This is a genomic window from Actinacidiphila acidipaludis, assembly GCF_019890725.1.
In the GTDB taxonomy this organism is placed as follows: Bacteria; Actinomycetota; Actinomycetes; order Streptomycetales; family Streptomycetaceae; genus Actinacidiphila; species Actinacidiphila acidipaludis.
On sequence record NZ_JAINZZ010000100.1, the window covers coordinates 1 to 17,046 of the forward strand.

The 17,046-nt window shown below is 73.9% G+C and carries 18 protein-coding genes; 8 read left to right on the forward strand and 10 right to left on the reverse strand.

Annotation, left to right across the window (positions count from 1 at the left end; all coding sequences use genetic code 11):
* Positions 1-16 precede the first annotated feature (16 nt).
* The 6 genes from K7862_RS35990 to K7862_RS36015 all read right to left on the reverse strand — a co-directional run bounded on the left by K7862_RS35990 (position 17) and on the right by K7862_RS36015 (position 6,426).
* Complete coding sequence (locus tag K7862_RS35990; RefSeq protein ID WP_222969783.1) at positions 17-916, reverse strand: sirohydrochlorin chelatase; 900 nt, start codon at positions 914-916, stop codon at positions 17-19.
* A 453-nt stretch (positions 917-1,369) separates the two neighbouring features.
* Entirely contained in the window at positions 1,370-2,380 is a 1,011-nt protein-coding gene (locus tag K7862_RS35995; RefSeq protein ID WP_222969785.1) for an N-acetylglucosamine kinase, read from the reverse strand.
* Between the two features lie 2 nt (positions 2,381-2,382).
* Entirely contained in the window at positions 2,383-3,225 is an 843-nt protein-coding gene (locus K7862_RS36000; protein WP_222969786.1) for an LURP-one-related family protein, read from the reverse strand.
* 28 nt (positions 3,226-3,253) lie between these two features.
* Entirely contained in the window at positions 3,254-3,931 is a 678-nt protein-coding gene (locus K7862_RS36005; protein WP_222969788.1) for a uracil-DNA glycosylase, read from the reverse strand.
* Positions 3,932-4,088: 157 nt separating this feature from the next.
* A complete protein-coding gene (locus K7862_RS36010) occupies positions 4,089-5,177 on the reverse strand; it encodes a WD40/YVTN/BNR-like repeat-containing protein (RefSeq protein WP_222969790.1) in 1,089 nt (362 codons plus the stop codon).
* 148 nt (positions 5,178-5,325) lie between these two features.
* Positions 5,326-6,426: an NADH:flavin oxidoreductase/NADH oxidase gene (locus tag K7862_RS36015; protein ID WP_222969792.1), complete on the reverse strand. Its 1,101-nt coding sequence runs from the start codon at positions 6,424-6,426 to the stop codon at positions 5,326-5,328.
* A gap of 125 nt (positions 6,427-6,551) precedes the next feature.
* Here K7862_RS36015 and K7862_RS36020 point away from each other — a divergent pair, with 125 nt between their 5' ends.
* Complete coding sequence (locus tag K7862_RS36020; protein WP_222969794.1) at positions 6,552-6,962, forward strand: ArsR/SmtB family transcription factor; 411 nt, start codon at positions 6,552-6,554, stop codon at positions 6,960-6,962.
* Between the two features lie 52 nt (positions 6,963-7,014).
* On the opposite strand, the gene K7862_RS36025 is transcribed toward K7862_RS36020, so the two are convergent.
* The 3 genes from K7862_RS36025 to K7862_RS36035 all read right to left on the reverse strand — a co-directional run bounded on the left by K7862_RS36025 (position 7,015) and on the right by K7862_RS36035 (position 9,752).
* Entirely contained in the window at positions 7,015-7,695 is a 681-nt protein-coding gene (locus tag K7862_RS36025) for a TetR/AcrR family transcriptional regulator (RefSeq protein ID WP_222969796.1), read from the reverse strand.
* Positions 7,696-8,023: 328 nt separating this feature from the next.
* On the reverse strand, positions 8,024-8,962 hold the full coding sequence (locus tag K7862_RS36030) for a M56 family metallopeptidase (RefSeq protein WP_222969799.1): 939 nt from the start codon (positions 8,960-8,962) through the stop codon (positions 8,024-8,026).
* Positions 8,963-9,122: 160 nt separating this feature from the next.
* A complete protein-coding gene (locus tag K7862_RS36035; protein WP_222969801.1) occupies positions 9,123-9,752 on the reverse strand; it encodes a DUF5134 domain-containing protein in 630 nt (209 codons plus the stop codon).
* A 193-nt stretch (positions 9,753-9,945) separates the two neighbouring features.
* On the opposite strand from K7862_RS36035, the gene K7862_RS36040 reads away from it, so the two are divergent.
* Complete coding sequence (locus tag K7862_RS36040; RefSeq protein WP_222969803.1) at positions 9,946-10,479, forward strand: GNAT family N-acetyltransferase; 534 nt, start codon at positions 9,946-9,948, stop codon at positions 10,477-10,479.
* A 46-nt stretch (positions 10,480-10,525) separates the two neighbouring features.
* Here the strand turns inward: K7862_RS36040 and K7862_RS36045 are convergent, their stop codons facing one another.
* On the reverse strand, positions 10,526-11,194 hold the full coding sequence (locus K7862_RS36045) for a glycerophosphodiester phosphodiesterase (RefSeq protein WP_222969805.1): 669 nt from the start codon (positions 11,192-11,194) through the stop codon (positions 10,526-10,528).
* Positions 11,195-11,469: 275 nt separating this feature from the next.
* Here K7862_RS36045 and K7862_RS36050 point away from each other — a divergent pair, with 275 nt between their 5' ends.
* From K7862_RS36050 to K7862_RS36075, 6 genes are all read left to right on the forward strand, one after another.
* Positions 11,470-12,867 carry a DUF6421 family protein gene (locus K7862_RS36050; protein ID WP_222969807.1) on the forward strand — a complete coding sequence of 466 codons (1,398 nt, stop codon included), beginning with the start codon at positions 11,470-11,472 and terminating at the stop codon, positions 12,865-12,867.
* A gap of 23 nt (positions 12,868-12,890) precedes the next feature.
* Positions 12,891-13,649 carry an SDR family NAD(P)-dependent oxidoreductase gene (locus K7862_RS36055; protein ID WP_272493250.1) on the forward strand — a complete coding sequence of 253 codons (759 nt, stop codon included), beginning with the start codon at positions 12,891-12,893 and terminating at the stop codon, positions 13,647-13,649.
* Positions 13,628-14,719 carry a threonine aldolase family protein gene (locus K7862_RS36060; protein ID WP_222969811.1) on the forward strand — a complete coding sequence of 364 codons (1,092 nt, stop codon included), beginning with the start codon at positions 13,628-13,630 and terminating at the stop codon, positions 14,717-14,719. The genes K7862_RS36055 and K7862_RS36060 overlap by 22 nt, the downstream gene beginning before the upstream one ends.
* A gap of 88 nt (positions 14,720-14,807) precedes the next feature.
* Positions 14,808-15,434, forward strand: a complete 627-nt coding sequence (locus K7862_RS36065) for a transglutaminase-like domain-containing protein (protein ID WP_222969813.1) — start codon at positions 14,808-14,810, stop codon at positions 15,432-15,434.
* Positions 15,435-15,553: 119 nt separating this feature from the next.
* Complete coding sequence (locus tag K7862_RS36070; RefSeq protein WP_222969815.1) at positions 15,554-15,886, forward strand: TlpA family protein disulfide reductase; 333 nt, start codon at positions 15,554-15,556, stop codon at positions 15,884-15,886.
* Positions 15,887-16,265: 379 nt separating this feature from the next.
* Positions 16,266-16,790, forward strand: a complete 525-nt coding sequence (locus K7862_RS36075) for a flavin reductase family protein (protein WP_222969817.1) — start codon at positions 16,266-16,268, stop codon at positions 16,788-16,790.
* The last annotated feature ends 256 nt before the right edge of the window (positions 16,791-17,046 follow it).

A 17,046-nucleotide genomic window follows, 5' to 3' on the forward strand; every position in this document is an offset into this window, starting at 1 on the left:
GCGTGTCCGGCTCCTGCTAGTGGGTCTGCGCGCCCTGCGGCATCTGCTGGGCGATGCCCAGCGCCGTCGCGTACTGGGTGACCACGAGCTTGCCCACCGCGGGGTAGGGGCCGAGCGCGTCCGCGCCCGAGCAGCCGGCCTCGGCGGCCGCGGTGTGCAGCAGCTGGGGGGCGATCTCCGGGCCGATCAGGCACGGCGCCAGAGCCAGCGTCGTGGAGCCCGACGACCGCAGCTGCTCCGCCGCCTGCGCGATGGAGCCGTCCTCGTCGAGCGCCGCCGCCAGCACCGGCACGGCGAGCCGGGCGGCCAGCAGCAGACCGGTGACGCCCGCGGCCTGCGCGGCCTCCTCGCCGCCCACGGTGGCCAGGATGATGCCGTCGGCGGCGGTGGCCACCGTGAACAGCCGGGCGCGGTCGGCACGCGCCAGACCCGCCTCGGAGAGCCGCACGTGCAGCGCCTCCGCGAGCAGCGGGTGCGGGCCGAGCACCTCGGTCAGCTCGACCTGCGCCTTGCTGTCCGCGATGGCCTGGCGGACGCGCCGCAGCACCGAGGCCTCGGGGCCCGCCAGCAGCGGCACCACGACGGCCGACGTGTCGTCGCCGGGCCGCTCGGCGGCCACCCGGTCCAGGACGCTGCGCAGCGACGGAAAGTCCTCGGCGCCGCCGTCGGCGTCGGTGTCCTCGCCCTCGACGAACGCGATCCGCGGATCGAGGCCGGACAGCTCGGAGCGCGCGATGCTCACGACCTCCTCGGCCAGGCTGAGCGCCGCGGCGGTCGGGGTGCCGGGAACGGCCAGAACCAGCGCCGGGGCACCTTCCGGCGCGGCCAGCGCCTCCGGGCGGCGGTGTCGTCCGGGCTGGCGCGGACGCGGCATGCGTACGGGGAGGCCGGAGGAGGGCCCTGGTGCAGTGCTCATGGCGTCGCATGCTAACGCCTTGACCCGTGCGGATGTTCGCGCGGGTTCGAGGAAGGCCGCAGCTGTCCGGAACTGTCCGATTCCCCGAGGCCCCGTCGGACACGTTCGGTCATCAACCGAGTCTGACCTGTACACATGAGAGTCCCGGGTCCGCTTCCGGTCCCCCGGGTCGGGGCCCCGTGGACGCGTTGCGGAATCCGGCGTGGCCCGGTGGGCGGGTGGGGCGGACGTGTCGGAGGCGTCGCGCGATACGCGCTGGTTGTCCCGGAATCGCCCGATCGGCCGGGGCGGGAGGGATGGTGACGGACCGTCCGCGTCACCGCCTCGCGGCCGGGCTGATTCCGGCGGGCCGGCGGCCGCGGTCTCGGTGGCGTCAGTGCTGCCAGTGCCACCAGTGCTACCAGCGCTGCCAGTGCTGTTCGTGATGTCAGTGCTGTCAGTGAGTCGCCACGGCTACGGCGCCGGCCGGCTCCCCTCCGCGGTTCCGGCCACGGTGAGCAGCGCCGGGTCGGCGGGCAGCGTCAGCGCCGAGCGGTGCAGCGCGCCGGCGATCAGCACGGCGCCGTCCAGCGGGTCGCCGGCCGCGGGACACAGCTCCGCCTCCGGCAGCAGCCAGTCCGCCTGGTCGCGCAGCGGCGCCAGCAGCGGCTCGCCCATCTTGAACAGCCCGCCCGTCAGCGCCACGTCGACCGGCCCGGGGCCCGGGCGCACCGCCGCCGCGGTCTCCAGGATGTGCGTGGCCGCGCGCCGCAGGATGTCCGACGCCACCGGGTCCTCGGCGGCGCACCGCGCCACCTCGGGCGCGAACGCGGCGAGGAACGCGGGCCGGTCCGGCCGCGGGTACACCTGGCCCGGCAGTGAGGCCGCCGGGCCGAAACGCTCCTCCGCCCGCGCCAGCAGCGCCTTGGAGCCGCCGGCCCGGCCGTCGTGCGCGCGCAGCGCCGCGTCCAGGCCCTCGCGGCCGATCCAGGCGCCGCCGCCGGCGTCGCCCAGCAGATGGCCCCAGCCGTCCGCGCGCCGCCACCGGGTGCCGTCGGTCGAGACGCCGAGGGCGATCATGCCGGTGCCGCCGGCGACCACGACTCCGGGCCGCAGCCCGAGTGCGCCCGCGTAGGCGGTCACCGCGTCGCCCGCCAGCGCCAGCCGCCGCACGCCGAACACCTCGGCGAACGCCTCCGGCAGCCGGGCCCGCAGGTCCTCGCCGAGGGTGGCCATGCCGGCGGCGCCGACGCACGCGGTCCCGATCCGGGTCACGCCAGCCGCCCGCATCAACTCCCGTACCAGCGGGGTGACCAGGCCGAGCAGACTCGCGGCGTCGATCCCGCGGTCACCGGTGAGCGCGGGGCGCGGTTCCGCGGCCCGCGCCGCCGGCCCGCCGCCGTCCGCGGCGGGGGCGAGGGCGACCCGCACGCCGGACGCGCCCGAGTCGACGCCCAGCACCCACGCGGAGTCCGAGGTCGGCACGCTCAGCCCAGTCCGCGGGAGTCCTGCTTGAGCGCCGTGTCCACAGTCAGCGCCGAGGCCACCACCATGCTCAGCAGCGGGTCGGCGAGCGGGCGGTGGATCTGCAGAACGTAGTTGTCGGCCGTGGTGAACATCGTCTTCGCCAGGCCCTCCCACGTCTTGGTGATGCGGGCGATCTCCGTCTCCGTGTGGTCCACGATGGCGAAGTTCCAGGCACGCCAGTTCTCGGCCTTGATCGCGCCGATCTTCTGGCCGTTGTACATGAACGCGAAGTTGATCTTGCCGATCGCGTTCTGCTGCACGATCTCGCCCAGCGGCTCACCGTTGGCCCGGTGCACGAGCACCTTGGACTTGATGAACTTCGCCGGGCGCGTCAGCACGAGCTGCGGCTGGCCCTGCGCGTCCCGCACCTCCAGCTTGTGGGTGAGGAACTGGTCCACGCTGGAGACGAAGCGCAGCACCTTCTTGGCGGTGCTCTGGCCGACCTCCACGACGGAGCCGAGGGTGCGCCCGCTCTGGTCGAACACGCTGTACTCGTTGACGAGTTCGATCAGCTTGGCCTTCTGGTTCACCACGAGGATCGGCTCGGTGAACAGGGTGCCGCCGCCGAAGCCGGTCGGCGCGATGCCGGCCTGCTGCTGGACCTGCCGCTGGATCTTCGACGGGTCCGGGGCGCCGCTGACGTTCAGCTCCCAGGCGTTCCCGCCGCCCGGCTGGGCCTGCTGCGGCACCTGACCCGGGTTGGTGTGCTCGGTCCACTGGGAGCCGTCCCAGTAACGGAGCAGGTTCGGAGTGCCCTGCGGATCGGCGTACCAGCCGGCCGGGGTGTTCGGATGCGTCGTCACGCCGGAAGCGTACCGAAGGGCCGCACGGTCAGGGGAGGCGCCAGTCCACCGGCTCCGCACCCTGGCGGGCCAGGAGTTCATTGGTGCGGCTGAAGGGGCGGGAGCCGAAGAAACCGCGGTCCGCGGACATGGGGGAGGGGTGCGCCGACTCGATGGCCGGCAGCGGGCCCAGCAGCGGCCGCAGGTTGCGCGCGTCACGGCCCCACAGGATCGACACCAGCGGGCGGCCCCGGGCGGCCAGCGCCCGGATGGCCTGCTCGGTGACCTGCTCCCAGCCCTTGCCGCGGTGCGCGCCCGGGTCCCGGGGGGCGGTCGTCAGCGCCCTGTTGAGCAGCAGCACGCCCTGCCGTGTCCACGGCGTCAGGTCGCCGTCGGACGGGCGCGGGACGCCCAGGTCGTCGACGAGCTCCCGGTAGATGTTCTGCAGGCTCTTCGGCACCGGCCGCACGTCGGGGGCGACCGAGAAGCTGAGCCCGACCGCGTGCCCCGGCGTCGGGTAGGGGTCCTGGCCGACGATGAGCACCCGCACGTCGTCGAAGGGCTGCTGGAACGCCCGCAGGACGTTCGGCCCGGCGGGCAGGTAGGTGCGGCCGGCGGCGATCTCGGCCCGGAGGAAGTCCCCCATGGCGGCGATCCGGTCGGCCACCGGGTCGAGCGCCTTCGCCCAGCCCGCCTCGACGATCTCGTGCAAGGGTCGCGCAGTCACGGTCCGTCACTCTACTGGCTCAACGGCCGTGCTGCGGACGGGGATCGGGCTCAGCCGCCCTCCACGGCAGGGCGCCGCCCGTCAGTGCCTGCCCCCGTCGCCGCCGTCCGGCCGCGGCCGCGGTCGGACGGCGGCCGCGCTCAGACGATGGCCGCGGTCACACGACGGCCGCCCGTACGCAGAGCACGTCGGGCAGGTGGGAGATGGCCAGTTCCCAGCTGTCCCCCTGGTCCGCGCTGGCGTACACCTCGCCGTTGCGGTTGCCGAAGTACACCCCGCCCGGGTCCGCGTCGTCGGTGCACATGGCGTCGCGCAGCACCACGCCGTACGAGGGCGCCTCGGGCAGGCCCTCCGACAGCCCGGTCCAGGTGACGCCCGCGTCCTCGGTGCGGAAGACCCTGCAGCGGTGGTCGGGCGGCATCCGGTAGGCGTCGGCGCTCAGCGGGAACACATAGGCCACGTCCCCGCGGTGCTTGTGCGCGGCCACCGCGAAGCCGAAGTCGGCCGGCAGGCCCTCGGCGATGCTGTTCCACTTCGCGCCGCCGTCGTCACTGCGGTAGACCCCGCCGTGGTTCTGCAGGTACAGCCGGTCCGGATCCACCGCGTCCTGGGCGACCTTGTGCACGCACTGCCCGAACTCGGGGTAGCGCTGCTCCTCGGGCAGGAAGGTGGCCTGCACGCCGGAGTTCGACGGCTCCCAGCTCGCGCCGCCGTCCTTGGAGCGGTAGACCCCGCCGGTGGACACCGCGACTGTCACCAGGTCGGGGTCGGACGGGTGGGTGACGACGGTGTGCACCGCCTGGCCGCCGAACCCGGCCGCCCACTGCGCGCGCTGCGGGTGCTCCCACAGGCTCCGCACGAAGTCGAACGTCTCGCCGTCGTCCTCCGAGCGGAACAGGGCGCCCGGCTGGGTGCCCGCCCAGACGACGCCCGGCGCGGCCGGCCCGGCCGGGTGGAGCTGCCAGACCCGCTCCAGCGACGTGCCGGTGTCCTCGGGGAACTTCACGGCAGGCTTCGCCGGTTCCTGCCACGTCTCGCCGAGGTCGTCGGAGCGGAAGACGGACGGACCCCAGTGGGAGCTGTCCGCGCCGGCCAGCAGCCGCGGCACCGCGCGGCGGGTGTCGATCCCCACCGAGTACACCGCCTGCATCGGGAAGTTCGGCCCGCTGAACTCCCAGCCCCCGCCGCGCCGCCGGCCCAGGAACAGCCCCTTCTGCGTACCCACTGCGAGCAGCACGTCGTCCATGACGTCCTCACCTCCGCGATGCGATGTGTCCGACATCACAGAGTCTGCACCCCGCCACTGACAATGGCTCCGCTGCCGACGTCGTCGCAGGTGGAGCCGCGGGGCGGACGGATCCGGGCCGGTGCCCGGTCCGCCCGCCCCGGGACCGTCAGACCGTGGGGCGCGGGTACGCGCGGGCGTACTGCTGCGGCACCGCGGCGCCCGCGGAGACGCCGAGTTCGCGCGCCGCCTGCAGCGGCCAGGTGGGCTGCCGCAGCAGCTCGCGGGCCAGCAGCACCGCGTCCGCCTGGCCGGTGGTGAGGATCGTCTCGGCCTGGCGGGCGTGCGTGATCTCGCCGACCGCCGCCACGGGCAGGTCGGTCTCCGCCTTGATCCGCGCGGCGAACGGCACCTGGTAGCCGGGACCCACGGGGATCCGCACCCCCGCCGCGTTGCCGCCGGTGGACACGTCCAGCAGGTCCACACCCCGGACCAGCAGCTCCTTGGCGAGCCGCACGGTCTCGTCCGGGGTCCAGCCGCCCTCGGGCAGCCAGTCGGTGGCCGAGACGCGGAAGAACAGGGGCAGTTCGTCCGGCCACACCGCGCGCACGGCGTCGACCACCTCGAGGGCGAACCGGATGCGGTTCTCGAACGGGCCGCCGTAGCCGTCGGTGCGGTGGTTGCTGTGCGGGGACAGGAACTGGTGGATCAGGTAGCCGTGCGCGCCGTGCAGCTCGGCGACCTCGAAGCCGGCCCGCAGCGCCCGCCGGGCGGCGGCCACGAACTGCTCCACGGTCTCGGCGATGTCCGCCGTCGTCATCTCGGTGGGCACCGGGTGGTCCTCGGCGAACGGCACGGCGCTCGGGCCGACCGGCTGCCACCCCTCCTCGCCGCCGGACAGCGGGGCGCCGCCGCGCCAGGGCCGGTCCGTGGACGCCTTGCGGCCCGCGTGGGCGAGCTGGATGCCGGGGACCGCGCCCTGCTCCTTGACGAACCGGGTGATCCGGGTGAACGCCTCGGCCTGGACGTCGTTCCAGATGCCGAGGTCGGCCGGGCTGATCCGGCCCTCCGGGGAGACCGCGGTGGCCTCGGTGAGGATCAGCCCGGCGCCGCCCGCGGCGCGCGCGCCGTAGTGCGCGAGGTGCCAGTCGTGCGGCACGCCCTGCTCGGGGCCGGCGGAGGCCGCGGAGTACTGGCACATCGGAGCCATCCAGACGCGGTTGCGGATCGTCAGGGACCGCAGGGCCATGGGTTCGAACAGTCCGCTCACGGAACGCTCCTCGTGAAGGGTGGGGACGGGACGGGACGGCGGCGGGTACGGGTGCGCCACCTCCTACGATAAGCGTCGTAGTACGGCATCTGTCAAACTACGAGAGACGTCGTAATATGGTCTTCATGACCCCCTCGGCCACCGGCCCCGCCACCGCCGCCCGCCCGGACCCCGCGGCCCCTCCGGACGGCGCCCCGGCCGCGGGCCGCGTGCTGGACCACCCGGACACGGCCGACATCCGGCTCGAAGAGGTGCTGCACGCGCTGGCCGACCCCATGCGGCTCACGGTCGTCCGCGAACTGGCCGCGGCCCGCTGCGAGGTGGCCTGCTCCGAGGTGCCCCTCCCGGTCAGCAAGTCCACCACCACCCACCACTTCCGGGTGCTGCGCGAGGCCGGGGTGATCTGCCAGGTCTACCGCGGGACGTCGAAGATGAACGCGCTCCGCCGGGCCGACCTCGACGCGCTGTTCCCCGGCCTGCTGGACCGGGTGCTCGCCGCCGCCGACGCCCAGGAGAGCCGGCTCGCCGGCACCTGACCCGGCGGCTGGCACCGCCGAACGCCCCGCGACCCGCGCGAGGCCCCGCGGCTCACACTTCCGCGGCCGGCTCCAGCCCCACGCCGGCCACCAGTCCGGCCCGCGGCTCCGCCCCGGCCGCCTGCACCGTCCCCACCGCGCCCGCCGGCGGCCGGCCGGCCGACCAGCGCAGTCCGTACCGCTGGAACAGCTCCGCCCGCAGCCGCGCCAGCGGCATCGGCGCGCCCGGCAGCAGCAGGGCGACCGTGGCGCCCATCAGCAGCGCCCGCAGCAGCGGATACTCCTCGTCGGGATCCTCGGCGCCCCACCGCTCCACCGCGCTGCGCAGCAGCTGCGCCAGGCGCTGCTGCTCGGGGCACTGGATGAACCCCTCCTCCTGGAGGATCGAGGCCATGTGGGTGCGCATCAGCGTCGTGTGCGTCTGGGTGAGCGTGAGGATGGCGTCGATCGCCCGCGCCAGGACCTCGTCGCCGTCGTCGGTCGGTGGCTCGCTCTCCAGCGCGGCCTGGAGCTCCATGTTCATCAGGCGGTGCACCGCGGACTGCAGCAGAGCCCGCTTCCCGGAGAAGTAGTACGACACCAGGCCGCGGGCCGACCCGGCGCGCTGGCTGATGTCCCCCAAGGTCGTGGCCTCGTAGCCGCGTTCCTCCACCAGCTCCACGGTGGCCTGCAGAAGCCGCTCGCGCGACCGCTGACGCATGGCTTCATTGACGGAAGCGCTTCGAGGGGACATGCTTTACTCCTGCGTTGACTGGCTCGCAGCCAATATACTCAGCGCGGCCCTCCGGACCACGGTCCACGGAGGGAAGGGGACGAGTATCGGCCCCGGCGACGCGGGGGATCGTCGGGGCCGGTACTCGGCCGTCAGATGCCGTTCCGGCCGGTCCGACCGCCGCAGCAAGCGCCCCCACCACTGCCCCGGCCTCCGGCGCGTCTCCCGCGGGGACAGCGCCCCGGTCTGTGCCGGCCCGCGCCGGAGGTTCCGGTTCCGTCCCGCGGCGCTTCCGCCGCCCCGCTCCTCGCCTGCCGCGCGGCCGGTGTGCACCGCGTCTGCGGACCCCTCATGTGAGGGCGTGCAGTCCGGGTCCGAAGGCCACGACCAGCGGCACGGCCGGCACCAGCAGCGCGCACGCGGTCACCCGCAGCCGGCGGCCCAGCGGCAGCCGCGGCGCCGCGTCCAGCAGCCGGTGCACGCGCCCCTCGACGGCGCCCAGCGGCGCCGGGGCATGGCCGAACGCACCGCGCTCCTCGTTGAGTTCGACGAGCGCGAGGGCGGTCGTCAGGCGGCCGAAGCGGCGTGAGGCGGTGTCGTCCGCGGCGAGCTCGACGAGGTGGTGCACCTGGTCGCGGAAGGCAGCGAAGACCGGAACCTGGGGGAAGCCCCCGGCCAGGGCACCGGCGCAGTGCAGCAGAACGTCGTGGCGGGCGCGCGCGTGGCCCTGCTCGTGCGCCAGCACCGCGTCGAGCTGGCGGCCCTTGAGCCGGCGCAACGCGGCGGTGGTGACGACCAGTTGGCCCTCCGCGCCGGCCAGCCACCAGGCGTCCGGGCGGCCGTCCTCCAGGACCACCAGGCGCTCGCCGGCCGGTACCGTCTCGCCGGGCAACCGGGGCGCGCGGACGCGCAGTTCCGCCCGGCGCCGGCTGCGGCCCGCGCGCGCCGAGCAGACCTCGCGGGTGAGCATGGCGGCCGTCCACACACCGCCCAGCGCGAGTAGGCCCGCGAGCCAGCCGGCCCAGCGGCCGTACTCCGACAGCCCGTAGGCCTCGACGACGCCGTGCGGCGCGTAGGCGAAGAGGTTGCCGCGCACCGCGGCCCAGGCGGCCGAACCGGCGAGTGCCATGGCCAGCACGCAGCACAGCAGCACGGCGGCGACCACGCACTGCCAGACCCACAGGGCCAGCACCGGTTCGCGCTCCGGCCAGTCGGCACGGGAGAGCAGGCGCGGCGCCGTCGCCGCCGCGAGTGCGCCGAGGACCAGCAGCACGATCGCGACCGTCATGGCGATCAGCCTAGGGACGGCGGCCAGTTACGGGTACGGGACCCGACGCGATGTGACGCATGACTCACGGGACGTGTCGGTGCGGCGGCGGGAACGGGCCGGCCGCCGGGTTCGGACGCCGTGGCCGGACGTGTCGGCGGCGGGCGCCGTCGCACCGGGCTCACATCAGCAGGAGCATCGCGACCATGCCGAGAGCCATCGACACGCGGCAGGCGAGGGCGACTTCCGGGGACTGCCGCAGCCGGACGCCGGGTGCGCCGCGATGCGGCACGGGCGGGGCTGTCGGGGAGGCGGGCGAGGCCGGCGAGCCGTGGGCCGTCGGCCGGGCTGCGGGCGGCAGGTGGGCCGAACCCGCACCGCTCAGGCCGCCGTGCGGTGTCGCACCGGCCACACGGGTTCCGGTGAGCAGGACGTATCCCGCGAAGTAGAGCAGCAGCACCCCGGTGAGCGCGGGACTGCCCGCGGCGTGGTGGCCCGCGTGGGCGTCGTTCGCGGCGCCGGACCCCGTCATGGCCAGCGCCATGTACGCCATGGCGGCCGAGCACACGGTGTGGTGCACGCGGTGGGTGCGGCGGCGGACCACGGAGTGCAGGGCGGCTCCCGTGAAGACCGCCGCGAGCAGCGGCGGCACCCAGGGCCCGGGGTCGAACACGGACAACGGCACGGCCATGACGGCCATGCCGGCCCCGGTCAGCGCCTCGTCCCTGGCCTCCCCGCGCAGCAGGCACGAGACGGCCGCGGCGGTGCTCAGTGCCACGAGCAGCCAGGACACCAGCGGTGGTCCGTGCATCGCTGCCCCCCGTCCCTGCGCGCCGTCGCGCACCCTCCGCGGTCGTCCGCCTGAGGACTGCCCGCGCCCGAGGGCGCACACCCACGCGCACGGAAGTACCCGGGGTAGTGCGGCGCGACCCGGCCGCGCGCCCCGTTCCCCCGCGAGCGCCGGGCCCGCGGCCGCCGGGAGGGCGGCCGGTAGGGTGGCGGCCATGGACCTCGCCGCTCAGCCCACCTTCCGCGCCGCCACCCGCGAGGACGTCCCCGCGCTCGTCACCCTGATCGAGTCCGCGTACCGGGGCGACGCCAGCCGGGCCGGGTGGACCACCGAGGCGGACATCCTCGAAGGGCAGCGGACCGACCCCGAGGGCGTGCTCGCCGTCATCGAGAAGGCGGACAGCCGGCTCGTCGCGGTGGAGAGCGCCGGGGAACTGGTCGCCTGCTGCCAGCTCGAACACCGCGGCCCGCACGCCTACTTCGGCATGTTCGCGGTGCGCCCCGCGCTCCAGGGCGCCGGTCTCGGCAAGCAGATCATCGCCGAGGCCGAGCGGTTCGCGCGCGACGAGTGGGGCGTCGCCGAGATGCACATGACGGTGATCTCGGTACGCGAGGACCTGATCGCCTGGTACGAGCGCCGCGGCTACACCCGCACCGGGCAGACCAGCCCCTTCCCGTACGGCGACGAGCGGTTCGGGCAGCCGACCCGCGACGACCTGGAGTTCGAACTGCTCACCAAGCGGCTCTGAAGCCGGCCGGCCGCGGCAGCGGGCGGATCCGTCCGGCGGGCGCCGGCTAAGCGGCCGGTTCCTCCGGCAGGTCGGTGGCGGCGCCGTCCAGCCCGAGGGCCCGTGCCAGGGCCCAGTCCTGCGCCGAGTTGACCGTCCAGGCCATCACGGCGATCCCGGCCGCGTGGCAGCGCCGCACGGTGTCCTGGTTGAGCTGGGTGAGGTCCAGGCTGACCAGCCGGGCGCCGACCGCCTGGGCGCGCGGCACGATGTGCGGCCCGAGGTCGCTGGCGACCAGCACGGTGCGCACCTCCGGCAGCAGCACGTGCATCTCGGCGAGCGCCTCGTCGTGGAAGGACAGCACGCTCACCCGGTCCACCACGCCCCGCTCGCCGAGCACCCCGGCCAGCACCCGGGCCGCCGCCACGTCCTTGATCTCGGCCTGCAGCGGCCGCTCCACCGCGTCGAGCACCTCCTCGAACACCGGCACCCGCTCGCCGAGCCCGGCGTCCAGGCCCCGGATCTCCTCCAGGGTCAGGTGGCGGATGGCGCCGCTGCCGTCGGTGGTGCGGTCCACGTCCGGGTCGTGCATCACGATGAGCGCGCCGTCCTTGCTCAGGTGCAGGTCGAGCTCGATCTGGTCCACGCCCGCCCGCTCGGCGCGGCGGAAGGACCGCAGGGTGTTCTCCGGTTCCACGCCCATGACGCCACGGTGACCGACGGTGAGGAAGCTCATGGTCCGCACCCTAGCGAGCGCGGGCGACGCCGGGCCGAACACGCCGTGACGCGCCGGGGTCGCGTCGCCCGGGCGTGGCCCGCCCGACTGAAAGATCCCCCTACCTGCTCTGGCGGGATTCTGCACGTTTTCCTCGTCCGTTCCGGCGAACTCGCAGGAAAAAAGTCGGCCTGACCCCATGACTGCCGAACGATCTGCACCAGCTCCCCTTGATCCCGAGGCGGGCGCACGGATACGGTGGGCTGGACGACAAGTTCTTTTGTGGAGGAGGGGTCATGAGTGAAATTCTTTTGCCGAAGGCGCACGGTGAGAGCGGGACGTCCGGCGATGGAGTCACCAACCACCCTCAGTGGGCAGTGCTGAAGCAGGCCGTCGAGGCCATCCGTCCGTGGCAGCGGAAGGACGGCTCGATCGACTTCGACGCCGAGAACGCGCCGAGCCGCGAGGACGCGGCCATGACGCTCGGCCGCGTCGTCGACGCCGTCGAGCAGCTCTCGGCGGAGCTGCCGCACGACGCCGGCTACCACCGGGCCCTGGTCACCGACCTGCGCCGCTGGGCCGACGACGGCTTCGGCGTCCCCGACTTCCTCGACTCGCTGCTGGCCTTCCAGCCCGCCCAGGACCGCCGCGACGGCCTGCAGCACCTCGTCGTCTTCCCGATGTACACCCAGAACGGCAACCCGGACCGCAACCTGGAAGCCGTGGTGTTCGACGTGGTGTGGCCCGACTGGCTGGCCGAGCTGGAGCGCACCCGGTACGACAACCCGCTCTTCGTGCCGATCACCTTCCAGGACTTCACCCCGGGCTACGACACCAACTCCGCGGTGCTCTTCCCGGAGACCGTGGCCGTCCGGCAGGCGCCCGAGCGCTGGACCTGGGGCGCGATCTTCTGCGACCGCGAGGCCGCCCGCTTCCGCGCGGTGACCGCCGCCGCCGTCGACACCCTCGGGCTGGACCTCCCTGAGGACGCCGCCCGCCTGGTCGAGGACCAGGAGCTGGCGCAGCAGACCTTCGTGCTCTGGGACATGATCCACGACCGCACCCACAGCCACGGCGACCTGCCGTTCGACCCCTTCATGATCAAGCAGCGCGCGCCGTTCTGGATGTACGGCCTCGAGGAGCTGCGCTGCGACCTGACGAGCTTCAAGGAGGCCGTCAAACTGCAGGCCGAGGGCCACCCGATGGGCCTGGGCGTGCAGTACGCGATCCTCTTCGACCGGCTCTTCCGCTTCCCGGTCACCGGCGAGCGGGTCCGCAACTACGACGGGCTCGGCGGCCAGCTGCTCTTCGCGTACCTGCACAAGCACGACGCCGTACGCTGGACGGACAACACCCTGCACATCGACTGGGAGCGCGCACCGCAGGTCACCAACCAGCTCTGCGCCGAGATCGAAACGCTGTACCGGGACGGCATCGACCGCCCCAAGCTCGTGCACTGGTTCGCCGCCTACGATCTGGTCGCGACGTATCTCTCCCCGCATCCCGGCTCGGTCTGGGCCAAGGGCCCGGACGCCCTGGACCTGTCGCTCCCGCCGCGCAAGCTGGTGGACGACGTGCTCGCGGACGAGTTTCCGCTCAGCATGTTCTACGAGGCCCTTGCGAAGAAGCTCCGTGAGGTGATCGCCTCGACCAAGGGCATCACCGGCGACAGCGCGCTGCGGGGCGCCGCATGACCGGTGCGGGCGAGGAGGCGGACATGACGACGGACACCTACGCAGGCGGGCTCGACGGCGCGGTGATCGCGGTGGCCGGTGCCGGCGGACCGGCCGGCCGCGCGGTGCTCCAGCGGCTCGCCAGGGCCGGCGGCCACGTGATCGCCGCGGACGCGGACCCCAACCGCCTCGCCGAGGCGGTCGACGCCGCCCGGTACGACGCGGGCGGCGCGGACATCACCGGTGAGATCGTGGACCTGCTGGACCTGGAGGCCACCCAGGACTGGGCGTCCCGGATCGAGAAGGACCACGGCCGGGTCGACGGCCTGGTGCACCTGGTCGGCGGCTGGCGCGGCTCCGCGTCCTTCCCGGAGACCGAGCTGGCCGACTGGGACACGCTGCACCGGCTGCTGATCCGTACCGTCCAGCACACCTCGCTGGCCTTTCACGACGGTCTGATGCGCAGCCCCGGCGGGCGGTACGTGCTGATCAGCGCGTCCGGCGCGAGCGCCCCCACCGCGGGCAACGCCGCCTACGCCGCGGCCAAGGCCGCCGCGGAGGCGTGGACCCTCGCCCTCGGCGACTCCTTCCGCAAGCTCGGTCCTGAGGACGGCCCGACCGCGGCGGCCACCGTCCTGGTGATCAAGGCGCTGGTGCACGATGAGATGCGGGCCGAACGCCCCAACGCCAAATTCGCCGGCTTCACCGACGTCCGCGACCTCGCCGAGGCCGTCGCCGACGTCTGGAACGCAAGCCCCAAGGAAGTGAACGGGACCCGACAGTGGCTGACGCCCCGACCGTGACCGAGCAGCTCGCCACCGACGCCGTACGGCGTCACGACCCGCGGATCCGCGGGTTCGCCAGTGACAACTACGCCGGAGTGCACCCCGAGGTGCTCGCCGCGATCGCCCTCGCCAACGGCGGCCACCAGGTCGCCTACGGCGAGGACGAGTACACCGCCCACCTGCAGGAGATCTTCCGGGCGCACTTCGGCCCCACCGCCGAGGTGTTCCCGGTCTTCAACGGCACCGGCGCCAACGTGACCGCTCTCCAGGCCGTCACCGAGCGCTGGGGCGCGGTCGTCTGCGCCGAGTCCGCGCACATCAACGTGGACGAGTGCGGCGCGCCCGAGCGGGTCGGCGGCCTCAAGCTGCTCACCGTGCCCACCGAGGACGGCAAGCTCACGCCGGAGCTCATCGACCGGCAGGCCTACGGCTTCGACGACGAGCACCGCGCCCAGCCGCAGGTCGTCTCGATCACCCAGACCACCGAACTGGGCACCTGCTACACGCCCGAAGAGATCCGGGCGATCTGCGACCACGCGCACCAGCTCGGCATGACCGTGCACATGGACGGCTCCCGCATCGCCAACGCGGCGGCCACCCTCGGCGTGCCGCTGGCCGCGTTCACGACCGACGCCGGCGTCGACCTGCTGTCCTTCGGCGGTACCAAGAACGGCCTGCTGCTCGGCGAGTGCGTCGTCGTCCTCAGCCCGGAGCGGGTCCGCTCGATCCGCTACCTGCGGAAGATGTCGATGCAGCTCGCGTCCAAGATGCGGTTCGTGTCGGTGCAGTTCGAGGCGCTGCTCGCGGGCGACCTGTGGCTGCGCAGCGCCTCGCACGCCAACGCCATGGCGCGCCGGCTCGCGGAGGCGGTGCGCGCGGTGGACGGCGTGACCGTGCTGCGGCCGGTCCAGGCCAACGCGGTCTTCGCGATGCTGCCGCGCGAGGTCAGCGAGCGGCTGCAGAAGCGCTACCGCTTCTACTTCTGGAACGAGGCGACCGGCGAGGTGCGGTGGATGTGCGCCTTCGACACCACCGAGGCCGACGTGGACGGCTTCGCGGCCGCCATCGCCGAGGAGATGAGCGCCTGAGAGCCGGCGAACTCCGTATGGTCGCATGAATATGCGGTGATATGTAAATGCATTGATGCCGGGCCGGTGGTCGCCTAGGCTCCAAGCCATGGAGCCGATCCCCGTGACCACCGAACCGGCCGCTTATCTGGCGGCCGACGAGGCCATCGACCATGAGCACCCAGTGGTCAGGGAGACCGCGAGCCGACTGCGCGCCACCGCCTCCACGCCGTATGAGTATGCGCGGACGGCGTTCACGTTCGTGCGCGACACGATCCCGCACTCCGCCGACAGCGGGGACCGGCGCGTCACCTGGCGCGCCTCGGACGTGCTCGGCCTGGGCACCGGCATCTGCCACGCCAAGTCGCACGCCCTGGCCGCGCTGCTGCGGGCCGAGGGGATCCCGGCCGGACTCTGCTACCAGCGCCTCACCGAGGACGACGGCTCCGGAGCCGTCCTGCACGGACTGAACGCGATCCTGCTGCCCGGCCGGACGCGCTGGGCGCGGATCGACGTCCGCGGCAACATCCCCGGAGTCGTGGACGCGCGGTTCTCGCTGGACCAGGAGCAACTGGCCTGGCCGGTGCGGCCCGCCCTCGGCGAGGCCGACTCCCCATGGGTGCACGCCGCGCCCGCGCCGCAGGTGCTGGCCGCGCTGCGCGAGGCCCCCGACCGGACCCGCCTGGCGCTGCCCACGGAACTGCCGGCCGGTCCGCGCACGGAGTCCCCGGCCTGACGCCGGATGAGCCGCCGGGGAATCAACGCCGCCGCCGCGACGCTGCATCCTGAGATCCTTGGCCGAAAGAGACCGGACGCAGACCGACCGGACGCAGGCCCGACGCAGGGGAGGACGGAGTGCCGGACGACGACCGTGAGCGGCTGACCGCGGCCGAACTCGGCGGGCCGCTGGGGGAGCGGGCCACGCTCGTGCAGTTCTCCAGCGCCTTCTGCGCGCCCTGCCGCGCCACCCGGCGTGTCCTGGACGACGTCGCCGGCATGGTCGAGGGCGTGCGCCACGTGGAGATCGACGCCGAGGCCCAGCTCGGCCTGGTCCGCCGGCTGCGGGTCCTCAAGACGCCCACCGTGCTGGTGCTCGACGCGCAGGGGGCGATCGTCCGCAGGGCGTCCGGGCAGCCTCGGCGCGCGGATGTCATCGCCGCCCTGGGTGCCGCGGTGCAGCCGGCGTGACGTCCCGGGGCGGACACGTTTTTCGGCCGCCGGTGGAGCCGCGGCACCTGACCGGCCCGTCGCCGGGGCAGGAGGTCGGCCCGGTCCGCGATGTGATGGACATTCCATCTTCCGGCCCGCGCTTGACGTGGCACGGTCCGAATCGTCACTCTGACGTTATGTCCCGTGACTCCCTTCCGCGTGTGCGCACCCGCGCCGGCCTCGGCCGCGGCGCGCACCCGTGGTGTCCGCGCTGCTGAGCCGCCGGCCCGGCAGGCCGCACGACCCACCCGCTGCAGAAGGACCTTCGGTGACCGCCACGACCGACATCGGCTCCGTCCACGAACAGGACCACGACCCCACGCCTTCCCGCCGCCCGACGGAGAACGGCACGCACACCGTGCCGCACGTCCCCGCCTCCAGGGACTCCCTCGACCCGGCCGGCGACCGGCTCGACCCGGCCGTCTTCCGCTCGGTGTTCCGCCGCCACGCCGCCGGCGTCGCGGTCGTCACCGCGGCGGGACCCGCGGGGCCGGTGGGCTTCACCGCCACGTCGCTCACCTCGGTGGCCGCCGAGCCCCCGATGCTGTCCTTCGGCATCAGCGTCGGATCGTCCTGCTGGCCTACCGTCGCCGAGGCGTCCTTCGTCGGCGTGCACGTACTCGGTGAGCACCAGGAGGAACTGGCCGCTCTGTTCGCGCGCAGCGGCGCCGACCGTTTCGGACCCGCCACCGGGTGGTCCCGCGGCCCGCACGGCGTCCCGGTGCTCGACGGCGTCGCCGCCTGGCTCGTGGGCCGCGTGGTCGGGCGCGTCCCGGCCGGGGACCACCGGATCGTCGTCGCCGAGGCCGTGGCGGGCGACCCGCACGGCCCGGGCGGCCCGCTGCTGTACCACTCGGGCGGGTTCCACCGCCTGCCGCGCTGACCGCGGAACCCTTCTCCCGCCCCCTCGTCCTGCCCCGGCGTCGGCCACCTCACCGTGCGTGAACCTTGCGGCCGTCCGCCCGCGACGGTGTACTACTGGCGAGTAATATTTCGTCGGGGCCGATGCTGCGTCCTGGCCGGGAGCCGCCGCCGCAGACGCCTATGCTGCCATTCCGGGGCACATTCGCGGGCTCGTGGTGAGCCCGGTCCGGTCCGGGGCAGCAGTGGACGAAGACGTGCAGGACGAAGCCGTAGGA

Coding starts and splice junctions, on each gene's coding strand:
- K7862_RS35990 (WP_222969783.1), bottom strand. CDS start 916: ATGAGCACTGCACCAGGGCCCTCCTCCGGCCTCCCCGTACGCATGCCG.
- K7862_RS36010 (WP_222969790.1), bottom strand. CDS start 5,177: ATGGACGACGTGCTGCTCGCAGTGGGTACGCAGAAGGGGCTGTTCCTG.
- K7862_RS36020 (WP_222969794.1), top strand. CDS start 6,552: ATGACCCCCTCGGCCACCGGCCCCGCCACCGCCGCCCGCCCGGACCCC.
- K7862_RS36025 (WP_222969796.1), bottom strand. CDS start 7,695: ATGTCCCCTCGAAGCGCTTCCGTCAATGAAGCCATGCGTCAGCGGTCG.
- K7862_RS36030 (WP_222969799.1), bottom strand. CDS start 8,962: ATGACGGTCGCGATCGTGCTGCTGGTCCTCGGCGCACTCGCGGCGGCG.
- K7862_RS36035 (WP_222969801.1), bottom strand. CDS start 9,752: ATGCACGGACCACCGCTGGTGTCCTGGCTGCTCGTGGCACTGAGCACC.
- K7862_RS36040 (WP_222969803.1), top strand. CDS start 9,946: ATGGACCTCGCCGCTCAGCCCACCTTCCGCGCCGCCACCCGCGAGGAC.
- K7862_RS36045 (WP_222969805.1), bottom strand. CDS start 11,194: ATGAGCTTCCTCACCGTCGGTCACCGTGGCGTCATGGGCGTGGAACCG.
- K7862_RS36050 (WP_222969807.1), top strand. CDS start 11,470: ATGAGTGAAATTCTTTTGCCGAAGGCGCACGGTGAGAGCGGGACGTCC.
- K7862_RS36055 (WP_272493250.1), top strand. CDS start 12,891: ATGACGACGGACACCTACGCAGGCGGGCTCGACGGCGCGGTGATCGCG.
- K7862_RS36065 (WP_222969813.1), top strand. CDS start 14,808: ATGGAGCCGATCCCCGTGACCACCGAACCGGCCGCTTATCTGGCGGCC.